The sequence below is a fragment of the Streptomyces sp. NPDC041108 genome, assembly GCF_055592645.1.
The window spans coordinates 30589-45004 of the sequence record NZ_JBVIYK010000030.1; the positions used below are offsets into that span (position 1 = coordinate 30589).

Sequence of the window (14416 nt, forward strand, 5' to 3'; positions counted from 1 at the left end):
TCCAGAAGTTCGGCAGCGACGCCGGCTCGCCGCCCGCGGCCGGGAACGTCCCGTCCTCGTTCTGGGGGGAGACCTGAACGCCTCGGCGGCAAGCACGACTGCACCAGTCCGCGCCCTCCCCACATCCCGCGCGCCTCCGCCGACGGCTACGAGGCCCTGCGCCCGGCGGCACCATGAACAAGGACGCCGTCGGCTTCGTCAAGGCCTCCGTGAACTCGGGGAAGCCCGTGGCCACGATCTGCCACGGCCCGTGGACCACGGTGGAGGCCGATGTCGTGCGCGGACGCCGACTCACCTCGTGGCCGAGCCCCGCACGCATCTACGTACGGCAGGAGCCGAGGTCGCCGACAAGGAGGTCGTCATCGACGGCCGGTTCACCTCGAGCCGGCCGCGCTCCTGGGCCGGCGGCGAGAGCTGCGTCCCAGGCACCTGCAGGCGGTGGCGACGCGGCCGGGGGCGTACTGCAGGGCGTCCAGCGACATGGTCCCAACTGCTGGGGCGTTCACCGGGGCTGGCCGAGTGCTGCCGCCGGACGCAGATTCTCCTCGAGTTCTTCGGCCATGGCCGCGCCGGCCAATGCCCGTCCCAGGCGAGGCGCCTGTTTGAAGAGGTTGTGCCCGGCGGCGAAAAAGATTCTGTCGGCTTCCCAGACCGCTATGCCGTCTTCGTTCCACGGCAGGCTTGTCACCCAGCAGTGCAGGTGCTCGACGGGCTCGGGGTCGAGGCGGGGCAATGCGCGGGAGACGTACGCGCGGGCGCGGTCGCTGAGTGCGGCCAGTGCTTCGGGGTCCACGACGCTGCCGTCCTCCCGCACCTCGACCGTTTGGCTGAGGCCCACCGCATATCGGCTGTTGCCCGGGTAGGGGGCTGCGTAGACGCCAACCTCCCCGAAGTCGCCGCTGCTGTCCTGCAGACAGGCGACCCGTTCAGGGGGCGCTCCCCTGACCTGGAAGGTGAGGCGGACGTGGGCTGCCGACCGTATGGGGAGCGAAAGCCCCACGTTGCGCGCCAGCCGCGCGGTACCCAAGCCCGCGCATACCACGACGCTTGCGTACTCTTCGCGGCCGACGGCGCTGAGCACCTCCACCGTGCCGCGGCCCGTGGGATGCAGCGAGAGGACCTCGTCGGTGACCACTGACTCACCCAGCGCATCGGCCAGGCACTCGACCGCGACACGGGTGCGGATGGCACCGCCGGCCTCATCGAGCATCGCGGGACCGCGGTAGTCCGCGAGCAGCGGCATGCTGGCCTGAAGCTCGGCGCTGTCCACGGTCCGGACGGGTATGCCGCCGGCATCCTGCAGAATGCGAAGTCTCCCAGGAACGGGACCGCCCAGGGCGACCACTCCATCCGGGGAGATCAGTTCGGCACCCAACCGGTCGGCCCACTCGTCCCAGACGGCGCGGCCCTGCCGGGTGAATTCAACCAGGCGGGCGTCGTCGTGCGCGTGACGGAATATGCGGGACTCGCCACCGGATTGCCCCTTGCCTGGAACGCCGCTTTCGTAGACCCGCGCCGTCGTTCCGCGCTCGGCCAGTGCATAGGCGGTGCAGAGTCCGACGATGCCGGCTCCTACCACGGCCACCTCGGGAACCCGGTCCATTCGATCGCCTCACTTCGCGTCCCCGAAGCTGTCCCCTACGGAGCCGGGGTTAGGTTCATCTGTCGCCGCCGCGTACTGGTGGGTGACTGGAACCGATGGGCGGCACTGCCAGGCTCTACGCGATACGGCGGCGGAACCGCCTCTTCTCCAGCCTCACACCGGTTTGAAATATGTCAACCGGCCACCTCGGATGGCGGCCCTGACCGGCCGGCGGAGAGTCGCGGGGGCGAACGCCCTGGCCGAAGCCCGGGAGGTATCCGAGCAGGACTGGCCGGGCTGGCGATTCCGTGGCTGTCCAGACCGGCGGGCAGCAGCAGAGTTTCCGCTCGATCAAGGTGTCGACCCGCCGGACATTGGCAGGACTCATGGATCCGTCGCCCCGCATTCAGCGGGCACGCACCGCCCTCCTCGGGAGGCTGCTGGCATGAGCGGACGGAGAAAGGCGCGCTGGTCGGGCAACGCGCACCATGGGATCTTGCCGTTCTCGGGGGCCGCCCGCGAAGTCCCATTCGAGGGGGAGGCAGGGTACGCCCTCTACCCTCGCAAGCCGCACGCGACGCCGACGGCCCGGGACGCACTGCATGCGGCGCTGACCGACTGCCTCATGGCCGACGGCGAGAGCCTGCCGCCCACGGACCGCTCCCCGCCTGGGACACATACGGCATCGACGACACCTCGATGACCACGCCGATCGCCTGGGCGATCACGGTGTACAAGCTGACGGTCTCCTGGAGCCGACGACCAACCGTTGCAGCTCGCTGTTCTTTCGTGGACGGGCGGGGACGGCGCCGCTTTTCCTCCACGCCGTTGAGCTTCAGGGTGACCGTCCGGCCCGCAGAAAAAGTTCTGTGGATCTTCGCGGCAACCTTTTTCGGCCTCTCTGACCACTCAGTGGTGTCCGGCCAAGTGGTCCGGTCACATGCAACAGTTGAAAGAGAGCACAGGCATGTCCCTGGAACGAGAGCGCAGACATGTCCCCGGTCCGCCCACGTCATCGGTGGCGTCCCGCGGCGGCGGACACCGTGCCGACGGCGGTGCGCGCGATGGTCGTCCGAAGCATCGTGGTCGTCGGTTGCTCGCGCGTCGGGGCCTCTGGGGAGGTCTCGCCATGGTGATCGTGGCCGGCTCGGCCGTCGTGGTCAGCCAGGCTTCGGCGGATCAGAAGAAGACCCCGGATCTGAAGAAGTGGTACGTGCTGGTCAACCGCAACAGCGGCAAGGTGCTGGACGACCGCGGCTCTGCCAAGAACGACGGCGCCGCGGTGGTGCAGTGGACGCGCCACGGCGGGGCCAACCAGCAGTGGCGGTTCATCGACGCGGGTGACGGCTACTACCGGCTGAAGAACCGGACCTCCGGCAAGGTGCTGGACGACCTCGGCTGGTCGAAAACCGCCGGCTCCGCCATCGTGCAGTGGAAAGACCTGAACGCCACCAACCAGCAGTTCAAACTGGCCAAGTCGTCGAACGGCTACCTGCGTCTGGTCAACCGCTTCAGCGGCATGGCTGTCGGTGTCCACAAGGCCGTCAAGGCCAACGGGGGCAACGTTGTCCAGAACCGCGACCGGAGCGGCGCCGATCAGCAGTGGAAGCTCGTCGCGGTCGGGAACGTCAGCGGCGGCGGTACGCCCACCACGCCGAGCAGCAGCGCTCCCGCGAGCCCGACTCCGAGCGCCCCGCGCCCGTCGTCCTCGCCTTCGTCCGCGTCTCCGTCGCCCACGAGCGGTGGCGGCAGCTCGGCGAAGAGTTTCCTGGGCAGTGACAAAGTGATCATCGGCGGCTCGATGACCGACGCCTCGGCGAACGCCGCGCCGTTCGACGCGCGCTACGCCTATGTGCACAGCCAGCCCGCGCCCTCGTCGGACTACTACACGGCAGCGAAGTGCAAGGACGGATGGTCGAACTGGTGGGGCTGCTGGAACGGCAGCACCACGGCGCCCGGCACGTACGTGACCTGGCGGGACGAGGTGGCGTCCCAGGCGACGTACAAGGGCAGCTCGCGTCCGCAGAAGATGCTGTGGACCTGGTACTCGTTGCGCGACCTCGGCGATGCGGCGGGCGAGGGCGACGGTCCGGGTGAGGTCAAGGCCATCAACCGGGTCGACCTGCTCACCCGGTACCTGAACGACTACCGTTTCTTCCTCCAGAAGATCGGCACGTCGCACGACGCGATCGACCTCGAGCCCGACTTCTGGGGCTACGTCCGGTCGCTCGGCGATCCGCACAAGGTTGCCGCGCAGGTCTCGGCCGCGAATCCGAAGGATTGCGGATCACAGGAGAACAGCGCTGCCGGACTCTCCCGCTGCCTGATCTCGATGGCCCACAAGTACGCGCCGAACACCGCCGCGGGGCTCCACCTCACCTGCTGGGACTGGCAGAACAACACCCAGGGATGCGTCAAGGACTACGCGAGCCTCGGGGCGCAGAACGCCGACTTCCTGGTCTCCGACGTGTCGGACCGCGACGCGGGCTGGTACGCACAGCCGGCCCACGGCGGCCGTGACACCTTCTGGACCGACCAGACGGCCGCTGACACGCTGAAGTTCTACAAGACGATGGCCGAGTCCGTGGGCAAGCCGGTGGTCCTGTGGCAGATCCCCGTGGGCAACAAGGCTCAGAACAACACCCTCAACCACTACAAGGACGACAAGGTGGACTGGTTCTTCGGACACATGGACCAGGTGGCGAACGCCCATGTCGCCGGCCTGTTCTTCGGTCCGGGGCAGCAGGAACAGACCACGGTCGAGTCCGACGGCGGAAACGTGATCAACAAGACGATCGCCTATCACAACTCGGGTGGTACAGCGCTTAAGTAGCACTGCAGCACTCGAGTAGGTGAAGATACCGAAAGGCGCCCCCATCTCTTCGATGGGGGCGCCTTTCGTCGTCTTCGTCGGGCTGTGGGTCAGCGCTTCAGGGTAAGGACACCCGGCCGGTACGGCAGCTTCACGTAATCGGTGCCGTCCGATGAGGGGTTCCTGCCCTGGTAGAGGAACTGCAGGTTGCAGGGGTCGATGGTCATGGTCTGGTCGGGGTTGTTGCGGACCAGGTCACCGTGGCTGATGTCGTTGGTCCAGGTGGCACCGCTGTTGGCCTTGCCCGCGAAGGGGCTGGACTCGCTGCCGGCCTGCTCGGCCCACGGGCCGTTCAGGCTGGAGGCCGTGAACGAGCGGAAGTAGCGCCCGTTCGCACCCATCGCCTCGACGATCATGAGGTACTGGTTCTTGCCCTGGACCTTGTAGACCTCCGGCGCCTCGAACAGCTTCGCCTTCGTGTCACTCATGACCGTGGTGTACGAGGAGCCGAAGCTGCCCGGGAAGTTCCCGAGCGGCATGGTCGACTTGTAGATCTTGCCATTGTCATCGGCGAAGAACAGGTACATGTTCTTGTCGTCGGCGATCACGGTCGGGTCGATCGGGGTGCCTTCCGAGCCGGCGGGGAGGCTGCCGGTGAACAGCTCCTTCGGCGCGGACCAGCCATTGGGGTCGGTGGGGTCGCTGGACGTGCGGTAGCTGAAGGGCCAGGGGGTACCCCACCCGTTCGAGACCAGCACCCAGATCTTCTTGGGCGCGAAGTAGAACAGTTTGGGCGCCACCGCGGACCCGCTGATCTTGGTCTGGGTGGCCGTCGCCATGTCCGACCAGTTCGTGAACGGACGGAAGGTCATCGCGCCCCACGCCGATCCGGTGGAAGTGGTCGCGTAGACCAGGTGCTTGCCGTTGTACGTCACGGTGGTGAAGTCCTTCAGCGCGACCGACCCGTTCGCCGGCTGCGCCAGCGGGCCCGTCGAGGTCCACCGGTACGTCGACGGAAGAGCACAGGTGTCGCTCTTCGGCGCCGCGGCCGGCTGGAAGTTCCAGCGCTGGTTGGCGCCGCCCTTGGAGTCCCAGATCTGGACGGCAGTGCCGTTGGCGGTCCGGCCGCCGGGGATCTCCAGTGCCCGGCCGCTTGCGACGTTGGTCAGCGTGTAGGTGCCGTCGCTGTGGCGGTGGGCCTTCCAGTGCTGGTGGGCGCCGCCGTTGGCGTCCCAGACCGTCAACTTCGTCCCGTTGGCCGTCCGGTTCAACGGCTCGTCCAGTACCCGGCCGCTGGCGATGTTGGTCAGGGTGTAGGAGTCGTCGCTGTTCCGGCTCGCCCGCCACTGCTGGTTGGAGGCGCCGCTGGCGTCCCACACCTGGAGCGGGGTGCCGTTGGCTTTCTGTCCCGCGGGCACGTCGAGAACGCGTCCGGCGGCCGCGTTGGAGAGCGTGTAGACGGTGCCGGAGGTGATGCCCCCGGCCTGCGTGCTGCCGCTGCTGCCGCTGCTGCCGCCCAGGGCGGTGCGCACCGCGTCGTAGGCAGGCTTCTTGTTGCCGCTGTTGTCGAACAGCAGCGCGTTCTCACCGGTGCGCCAGGAGTCGCTGTCGCGGATACCCCACACCGTGATGCCCGTGCAGCGAGCGACATTCATGCACGCCTTGACGGCGTTGGTGTACGCGGTGGCGGACGCCTGGGCGATGTCGAGCTCGGTGATCTGCACGTCCACGCCGAGCGCGGCGAAGTTGGACAGGGTGGTCTGGAAGCTGGCCGGCGGGCCGCTCGCGCCGAAGTGGCTCTGGAGGCCGACGCAGTCGATGGGCACACCGCGGGACTTGAAGTCCTTGACCATCTTGTAGACGCCCTGGGTCTTGGCGTCGGACCAGTTCTCGATGTTGTAGTCGTTGTAGCAGAGCTTGGCGGAGGGGTCGGCGGTCCGGGCGGTGCGGAAGGCCTCCTCGATGAAGCCGTCGCCCAGGATGTCCTGGAACGCGGAGCTGCGGTGCCGGCCGCTGCCGCCGTCGGCGAAGGCCTCGTTGACCACGTCCCAGGCGTAGATCTTGCCCTTGAAGTGGTGCATCTCGGTGGTGATGTGGTTCTTCATCACCGTGCGCAGGGTGCCGGCGTCGGTGATCGACTTGACCCAGCCCGGCAGTTGGGAGTGCCACACCAGGGTGTGGCCGCGCAGGCGCTGGCCGTGCGCGGTGGCGTGGCTGACGATCGAGTCGGCGGCGGCGAAGTTGAACGACCCGCGGGAGGGCTCGATGGCGTCCCACTTCATCTCGTTCTCCGGGGTGATCATCTTGAATTCCCGGTCGAGAATGCTGGTGTAGGCCGAGTCGCGGAGCCTGCTCGCGGGCACTGCCGTGCCGAAGTAGCGGCCGCTGCCGGCCGCCGCGTCGGCGGCCGTGGCCGGTGTGGCGGCCTCCGGCGTGCGTGCGGCCAGGGCGACCAGTGGTACGGCGGCGCCCGCGGCGGCGAGGACCACGGCGGCGGCGAGCACGCGGCGGGTCGCCGGACGGCGACGATGAGAACGGTTCTGATCTGACAACGGTATGTCCTTCTGGCACAGCGGGCCCTGAACCGGCCCCGGTACCCACCAGTTGCCGCCACGCTCACCAAAGGTTGCCGCGATCAAGGGAAGCCATTCTCACGGCCGCCGTCGGCGCCCTGCCGCACAGCCGCGTTCACCGCGTCGGGACGAACCCTCCCCGGACCGACGCGGAGCCGCCTGAACCCTGTGCGTCGACGCGGTAGCCGTCGCCCGCGGCACTGCGCTCGCCTGCGCCGCCGTTGTTGAACTGGACGGCGAACTCATGGGTCCCGGCCGGCACGGTCAGGCCCGGCTTGAGGACCCAGCGGTAGACCAGCGCGCCGCCGGCCTCCTGGACGGTGACGGTGAAGTCATCACTCGGCAGGGTCTGCCAGGTGCCGGTGCTCTTCGCTCCGCCGGTTTGTACGATCCGGATCTCGACCGTGAGCGAGGTGAGCGGCTGCGTTGTCTTGAGGACGAGGTCGCTCTGTGTCCAGTAGACAGTGCTCTTCGAATTCAGCGAGCCGGCCGACCACAGCGGCCCCTCCTGGTTCTCGCCGGCGGTCGGCGAGGGACTGGTGGCCGACGGAGTCGGGCGCGAGCTGCCCGGGGTGGTGGTCCGGGGCGGCGCGACAGGGGTGGGGCGGGCCGATGTCGGGTGCGGGGAGCTGACGGTCGGGGACGGGGCGGCAGGCGTGGTCACGGTGGGCGACGGCGACGGGGTCGCGACGATCGCGCCGACGGCGAGGCCGCCGGTCGTCAGGATGCCGCCGGCGGCGAGCCCGGCGAGGGCGACCCTGGTCCCGGACCGGGCGAACGGTCGCGCGCGGTGACGGACGGCGGGGCCGGCCATGCCGCGTTCCACCCGGGCCAGCATCCGCGCGCGGTCGGGCCGGTGGGCCTCGGCGGCCTCGCGCAGCCGACGGTCGATGTCCTCGTTCACCGGTTCCTCCTCCTCCCTGACACCAGGTCCCCGGCCGCGTGTGCGCCCAGTAGCTTTTCCAGCTCGGCCATTCCCTTCGAGGTCTGGCTCTTCACCGTTCCGACCGATATGCCCAGCGCTGCCGCCGTGTCCTTCTCCGACAGGTCGAGGGCGTGCCGCAGCACCACGCAGGCGCGCTTGCGGAAGGGCAGCCGGGCGAGCGCCGCGCGGACGTCCAGCACGGCCGCCATGTCCGGCCCCTCCACCTTCTCGGGGCTGCGGGACCAGAACAGTGTGATCCGGCGTCGCTCCCGCACCGTGCTGCGGATGCGCCCCCGCGCCAGGTTGGCCACCACACCGCGGGCGTAGGCGAGCGGGTGGTCGGCCTGCCGCAACCGGTCCCAGCGCTGCCACAGGGCGACCAGGGCATCCGCCGCGAGGTCGTCCGCCGCATCGGTCTCGCCGGTCAGCAGGTGTGCCAGACGGGCGAGCTCGGCATAGTGGCGTTCGAAGAATTCGTGGAACTCCGCGGACGCGTCATCGAGGACCATCCCCCGGTCGCCCTCTCCTTGCCATGATGTACGCATTAGTTGCACGTTCAACAACGGGGAGCGCAGCCTAACAGTGCCCAGCCCGGGATGCGAACGACGGTCGTGCATGGTTGCGGGGCGGTGCAGGCCGGTCGGCGGGCTGGTCAAGGCCGGGCGAACCGGACGCCGGTCGGCTGCGCGACGTCCGGCTGCACGGCGGCGACGAGCAGCGCCAAGGGATTACCCGTGACCATTCCGCGCCTGCGCCACGGTTGCGGCGCGGCGTGCTTCGTTGCCCTCATGCCCGTCCATCCGGTAGTTCGAGTCGGCCTTCCGGCCCCTAGTTGCCGCAGAGGACGAGAAGGTTGCCGCCGCGTACTCCTCCGACGGCCTCGACGCCGGCGGACACGGACGTCGCTCGGTCATCCTCGCCCCCGAAGCTCGACACCCCACCGCAGTACGATCGCCCCACTCAGCCGTCAACCCCACCTACCGACATCGAACTCCGGGCACCTCTTGCCTATTTCAGTGCTGTGTCCGTCAAGCCCCCTGTATTACAGCGAGCAGCCCGTCGCTCGCGCGCGACGCGCTGGGGCGACGGAGGTGGTCGAGAGAGTCATCGCGTCCCGCACCGTGTCACCTGGCGGAACGCCATCGACTAGAGGCTGGTCGCCGGAGGGTTTGTCCGTCTTGTCGAGCCTGTTGACGAAGTGGTCGCGAATCGCGGCTTGTCGTTGATGACGCGAGGTGCCACGGCCTGGAACCCCGGGGCATGCGCATCCAGAAGGCCCGCCGCCCGGGCCCTGACCCTGGCTCTGGCTCTGGCTCTGGCGAGGCAGTTCCGGCCGGCGCGCGGCCAGCGCGGTGGCAGACCAGCAGGATTAGATCGGGAGACCTCCCGTCGGCGCCGGCGCGACATCATCGAGCGCTGTGTCGACCGGCTCCATGCGTGAACACCTCTCGGCAGGTCGAAGGGCGACAACCGTGGCGCAGCCAGTCGGCCGGCGCAGCGCCGACGTCGGACGGCAGCGGCATGTGAGCGCTCCAGGATCGCCTTCTCCCAGTCGGCAGACCGGTGCGCGCTATCTGCGCCGCCAAGGGAGCTCAGCCTGATAGTCGTCCTCGTGGGTGAGACCCTTGATGACGGCCTCGCCGATCTCTGCGAACTGGCGGACCTGGTCAGGCGTGAGGTGGTCGAACATCGCCCGGCGCGCCGCCGCGATGTGACCGGGGGCTGCGGCGGCGAGGACGGCGAGGCCTTCGTCGGTGAGCACGGCGAGTTGGCCGCGCTGGTCCGTCGGGTCGTCGGTGCGTCTCGCCCAGCCGCGTTTTTCCAGCGCCGATAGTGCGTGCGAGAGCCGGCTGCGGGTGACCTTCAGGTGCTCGGCGAGGTCGCTCATCCGCAGCGACCGGTCGGGGGCCACGGACAACCGGCTGAGCAGGTTGTACGTCGCGTGTGACAGGCCGGCGGCCCGTTGCAGCTGCCGCTCCAGGTAGTCGCCCAGCAGCGTTGACAGGTCGATGTATGCCAGCCAGGCGCGCATCTCCTCCTCGGAGAGCCAGGGGGTGTCGTTCACCACATCAGCATATCCGAAGGTTTGTACTCTCAAACAAATCGGACTATCGTCGAACCGGATGTTTGAGAGCTCAAACTCTTGGGAGGTGTCATGAGGTTCACCAGGAAGGCCGGGACCGCGCTGGCGGCGGCCGTCGTGGCGGTGGCGGCAGGCACGAGCTACGGCGTCGCCGAGGCGAGCACGAAGGCAACGGCCGGCGCGTCGGGCGAGCAGGCAAAGTTGCAGGCGCTCTACCGCCAGGCTGAGGCCGATGGCGGCGAAGTGACCGTCTACATGGGCGGCGACAAGCCGGGACAGTGGGATTTCATCGCCAAGGCGTTCGCCGCGCAGTTCCCCGGCGTCAAGATCCATCTGGTCACCGATCTGAGCAAGATCCACGACGCTCGGATCGACAACCAGATCGCCACCCACGACCAAGTGGCTGACGTGGCCGTGCTGCAGACCGTGCAGGACTTCGACCGCTGGAAGAGCGCCGGCCAGTTGCTGAAGTACCGGCCCATCGGCTCCGACGAGGTCTTCGACAACGCCAAGGACTCGCAGGGCTACTGGACCGGCGTGTTCTACGGCGCTTTCGCCGACATGGTGAACACCAAGGTGGCCGGGTCGGATCCGTCGGCGTTCACCGCGGCCGATCTACTGAAGCCGGAGTTCAAGAAGAAGCTGATCTTCACGTACCCGAACGATGACGACGCCGTCCTTTACGACTTCAAGCTGACCGTCGACAAGTACGGTTGGTCCTGGCTTCGTTCCCTGGTCGCACAGAACCCCGTCTTCGTGCGCGGCACGCCGTTTTCGGCCGGGCCCGTGGCGGCCGGAGACTACCTGGCGACGCTCGGCACGGCGGGCGATCCGACGCCGAACGCGACCATGATCTTCCCGGCGAACGACCCGTTCAACACCTGGGTGCAGCACGGTGCGATCTTCAAGAACGCTCCGCACAAGGCCGCCGCGAAGCTGTTCCTGAGCTGGCTGACGTCGCGGACGGCCCAGCAACAGCTGATCGCTCCGTGGACCTGGTCGGTGCGCAAGGACGTCGCCCCACCAGCCGGGCTGCGGCCGCTGGCCACGTATCACCAGACCGATGTGGCCGGGTTTGAGGCGTTCATGGGCGACAGGGAAGCGGTGGAGCGGTTCCGCTCGCAGGTGCAGCTCTACGTCGGCCAGGTCGTCGGTCCGAACCCGGCCGACCCGACCAACACCCTCGGATTGACTCCCGGCAAGTTCTGACCGGACCTGGTTCCGGGTGGGCGCCGACCACAGGGCTGGCGTTCATCGCCGTGGCGGGCCCACGTAGAGTGGACTCTTCAGCCGCCGGGGTAGCAGGTCGGCGCCGATCTCGCTCGGGACCGGTGAGTTCACCATGGACTATGCCGAGCCGCCGCACGATCGCGAGCCTGTGACTACGATCGCGTGGCGGCTTGCGCACCTGATCGATGTGTTCGGGATCCCGAGGAGTCCGACGCCATCGTCGCCCCCTGAATGCGGTTGGCGCATCCACGCTGCCACCGCAAGAGGAAGACCGCTGTCAAAAACTCGCGAACACAGTCACCCCGATACAGCGGGTGCTGCCGATCCTGATCGACAAACGCTGCCAGAACTCACTTGCAAAGCCAACCGCCGCCTCTTACGAAGCGGCGGTCACCCTCGCGTAGTTCCCGCTCTGCGCAAGATCCGCCTGAAGCTCTGGTCCGCCGGCAACGGCTCTCGCGTCAGACCCTCCCGCTGGTCCCGACCTTCAGGGGCTGAGACGGCTTCGACCGCACGGCTTGTTCCTTGCGATCGAGCCCCAGCAGGGAGTCGAGCGACAGGGTGCCCGGTCCAAGCACCAGTACCGCAAGAAGCGCGGCGAGCATGAGGATGTCCACCTCCGCTCCGCCCGAGCCCTTCGGACCGAGGACGCCCAGGTGGAGGGCGTCGAGCTTGACCAGGACCGCGGTGCCCAGCATTTCCAGGCTGAGGAGCGCCGCGGCGACACGGGTCAGCAGTCCGAGCACGAGCAGGCCACCGCAGGCGAGTTCCATGGACGGCACCAGCCAGCGCAGCACCGAGGTGAAGGGCAGACCGGTCGGCCGCAGGAGGAAGTTCTCGAAGTTGTCGAGACCGAGAACGTTGATCTTGAAGAGGCTGTGCAGGATCATCAGCCAGCCGATCGTCGTCCGCACGACGACCATCAGCGGATCGTTGAGCCTGCTGAGCCGGTTCGCGGCTGAGGTGTAGAGACGCATCATTGAGTCCTTCGAACAGGTGGGTATGGAGAGGAGGGTCTGCGTCGGGCAAGTGGTGTGAGGAGGTCCTGCGCTTGCCTCGATCACGGGGTGCCGCGTGACCGGCACACATACGTCCGGCGGCCGGAGACATGACGTGCCATCTCTGGCTAGGCCGGTGCGATCATCCCTGCCGACAGGTCGATGTCGGCTCCGCACAGCCCCGGCATGGCCAGCATGGCTACCAGGGCCTGGGCGACCTCGTCCTCCTCGACCAGCCGGCCCAGCGCTGCCCGTGAGGCGAAGTCCCGCTCGGCTTCCTCGACGGTGCCGCCCGTCAATTCGGCCGTCAGCCGGAAGTTGCGGTCCATTCGGGGGCCCCGGACCGGCCCGGGCGAGAGGGAGTTGACGGCGACGCCCTGCGGGCCGACCTCTCCCGCCAGCGTCCGGGTCAGACCCAGCAGCGCCATCTTGGAGGCTGTGTACGGGGTGCGGTTCAGCAGAGGGCGTTTGCCGCTCACGGAGGCCACGTTGACGATGTCACCGCGACCCGCTGCCAGCATGGGCGGCAGGAAGGCCCGGCACATCAGATAGACGCCGCGGACGTTGGCGGCGAACACGTTGTCCCACTCGTCCGGTTCGATGTCGACGAGGGGACGCACCGGGCCGGCCACACCCGCGTTGTTGACGAGCAACGACACGTCCTCGTCGGCGAGCTCGGCCGCGAGCGCACGCACCGAATCAGGGTCGGAGATGTCGCACACGGCCGTACGAGCCTGACCGCCTTCCTTCTCCGCCCGAGCCGCTGCCTCCGCGAGTGCCTGCTCGGTGCGGCCGACGAGGACCACCCGGGCCCCGGCCGCCGCCAGGGCGAGTGCGAAGGCCCGCCCCAGCGGCCCTCCGCCACCTGTGACCAGCGCCGTACGGCCGTCGAGACTCATACCGTGTTCCAGGCAAGCTCGTCGCCCGCCGCCTTCGCGGCCCGGACGTCACCGGAGCGCGCGTGCCCCTCGAACAGCTCCACCCGCGCGGCCCGCCCGCACAGCCGGCCGAGCAGGGTCTGCGCGTCGGTGTCGGTGACCTCCTGGTACGTGACGGTCTTCAGGTACTTACCGACCCACAGGCCGCCGGTGTAGCGGGCCGCGCCACGCGTCGGCAGGACGTGGTTGGTACCGATCACCTTGTCGCCGAAAGACACGCAGGTGCCCTCGCCGAGGAACAGAGCACCGTACTGCGTCATGCGCTCCAGCGCGAGTCTCGGCTCGGCGGTGAGTACCTCCACGTGCTCGAACGCGAACTCGTCGGCGAGCGCGTACAGTTCGTCGACCGAGTCGACGACGTGCACCTGGCCGTGATCCCGCCAGGCGGGCTCGGCGAAGTCCCGGGTGGGCATGGTCGGCAGCAGCCGCTCCACCTCGGCGATGGTCCGCTCGGCGAGCTCGCGGGATGTCGTGATGAGCACGGCGGGCGAGTCCGGGCCGTGTTCGGCCTGGGAGAGCAGGTCAACGGCGCATACGAAGGGGTCGGCGTGCTCGTCCGCCAGCACCAGGATCTCGGTGGGACCGGCGAACAGGTCGATGCCGATCTCGCCGAACAGCTGCCGCTTGGCCTCGGCGACATACGCGTTGCCGGGGCCGGCGATCAGGTTGACCGGCGCCATGGTGTCCGTGCCGACGGCCATCGCGGCCACCGCTTGGACGCCGCCCAGCAGCCAGATCTCGTCCGCGCCCGCCAGGTGCATGGCGGCGACGGTGGCGGCCGGGATCTCGCCGCGGATCGGGGGCGTACAGGCGACGACCCGGGGCACGCCGGCCACCTTGGCGGTGACGATGGTCATGTGGGCGGAGGCGGTGAGCGGGTAGCGGCCACCGGGGACATAGGCGCCCGCGGCCTGCACGGGGATGTGCTTCTGGCCGAGCCTGACGCCAGGCAGGGTCTCCACCTCGAACTCCGTCATCGAGTCCAGCTGTCGGCGGGCGAAGGTGCGAACCTGCTCCTGGACGAAGCGGATGTCGTCGATGACCTGCTGCGGCACCGACGCGACGATCTTCTCGACCTCCTCCTCGCTCAGCCGGAAGGAACCGGGGCTCCACTTGTCGAACTTCTCGGAGTACTCACGCACGGCCTTGTCGCCGCGCTCGCGGATGTCCGCGATGACGCCGGCAACGGTCTCGCGGACCTGCCCGAGGGAGGCGGTCACCTCGGCCTTGGGGACGGCGTGCTTCAGGATCTCTGCCACAACTACGGCCTTTCTG

The 14416-nt window shown here is 68.5% G+C and carries 10 protein-coding genes and 1 pseudogene; 3 read left to right on the plus strand and 8 right to left on the minus strand.

Going from position 1 to position 14416, the window contains the following annotated elements:
• Nucleotides 1-161: 161 nt before the first annotated feature.
• Nucleotides 162-388: pseudogene (locus ACZ6BB_RS40155) on the plus strand (DJ-1/PfpI family protein); the annotation flags it as partial.
• Between the two features lie 114 nt (nt 389-502).
• Here the strand turns inward: ACZ6BB_RS40155 and ACZ6BB_RS40160 are convergent.
• Nucleotides 503-1603, minus strand: coding sequence for an NAD(P)/FAD-dependent oxidoreductase (locus ACZ6BB_RS40160; RefSeq protein WP_471620041.1), 1101 nt, complete (start codon nt 1601-1603; stop codon nt 503-505).
• Between the two features lie 1108 nt (nt 1604-2711).
• On the opposite strand from ACZ6BB_RS40160, the gene ACZ6BB_RS40165 reads away from it, so the two are divergent.
• Nucleotides 2712-4415 carry an RICIN domain-containing protein gene (locus ACZ6BB_RS40165; RefSeq protein WP_471620042.1) on the plus strand — a complete coding sequence of 568 codons (1704 nt, stop codon included), beginning with the start codon at nt 2712-2714 and terminating at the stop codon, nt 4413-4415.
• Nucleotides 4416-4504: 89 nt separating this feature from the next.
• Here ACZ6BB_RS40165 and ACZ6BB_RS40170 read toward each other — a convergent pair whose 3' ends face one another.
• The 4 genes from ACZ6BB_RS40170 to ACZ6BB_RS40185 all read right to left on the minus strand — a co-directional run bounded on the left by ACZ6BB_RS40170 (nt 4505) and on the right by ACZ6BB_RS40185 (nt 9960).
• Complete coding sequence (locus tag ACZ6BB_RS40170) at nt 4505-6898, minus strand: non-reducing end alpha-L-arabinofuranosidase family hydrolase (RefSeq protein ID WP_471620066.1); 2394 nt, start codon at nt 6896-6898, stop codon at nt 4505-4507.
• 184 nt (nt 6899-7082) lie between these two features.
• On the minus strand, nt 7083-7871 hold the full coding sequence (locus tag ACZ6BB_RS40175; RefSeq protein ID WP_471620043.1) for a hypothetical protein: 789 nt from the start codon (nt 7869-7871) through the stop codon (nt 7083-7085).
• Nucleotides 7868-8401, minus strand: a complete 534-nt coding sequence (locus ACZ6BB_RS40180; protein ID WP_471620044.1) for a SigE family RNA polymerase sigma factor — start codon at nt 8399-8401, stop codon at nt 7868-7870. The genes ACZ6BB_RS40175 and ACZ6BB_RS40180 overlap by 4 nt, the downstream gene beginning before the upstream one ends.
• A 1061-nt stretch (nt 8402-9462) precedes the next feature.
• Entirely contained in the window at nt 9463-9960 is a 498-nt protein-coding gene (locus tag ACZ6BB_RS40185; protein WP_471620045.1) for a MarR family winged helix-turn-helix transcriptional regulator, read from the minus strand.
• An 87-nt stretch (nt 9961-10047) separates the two neighbouring features.
• Between ACZ6BB_RS40185 and ACZ6BB_RS40190 the strand changes: the two genes are divergently transcribed.
• On the plus strand, nt 10048-11184 hold the full coding sequence (locus tag ACZ6BB_RS40190) for an ABC transporter substrate-binding protein (protein WP_471620046.1): 1137 nt from the start codon (nt 10048-10050) through the stop codon (nt 11182-11184).
• 482 nt (nt 11185-11666) lie between these two features.
• Here ACZ6BB_RS40190 and ACZ6BB_RS40195 read toward each other — a convergent pair whose 3' ends face one another.
• The 3 genes from ACZ6BB_RS40195 to hisD form a co-directional block, all read right to left on the minus strand.
• Nucleotides 11667-12182: a DoxX family protein gene (locus ACZ6BB_RS40195; RefSeq protein ID WP_471620047.1), complete on the minus strand. Its 516-nt coding sequence runs from the start codon at nt 12180-12182 to the stop codon at nt 11667-11669.
• Nucleotides 12183-12331: 149 nt separating this feature from the next.
• Nucleotides 12332-13102, minus strand: coding sequence for an SDR family NAD(P)-dependent oxidoreductase (locus ACZ6BB_RS40200; RefSeq protein WP_471620048.1), 771 nt, complete (start codon nt 13100-13102; stop codon nt 12332-12334).
• Nucleotides 13099-14400, minus strand: a complete 1302-nt coding sequence (gene hisD / locus ACZ6BB_RS40205; RefSeq protein ID WP_471620049.1) for a histidinol dehydrogenase — start codon at nt 14398-14400, stop codon at nt 13099-13101. The genes ACZ6BB_RS40200 and hisD overlap by 4 nt, the downstream gene beginning before the upstream one ends.
• Nucleotides 14401-14416: the final 16 nt, after the last annotated feature.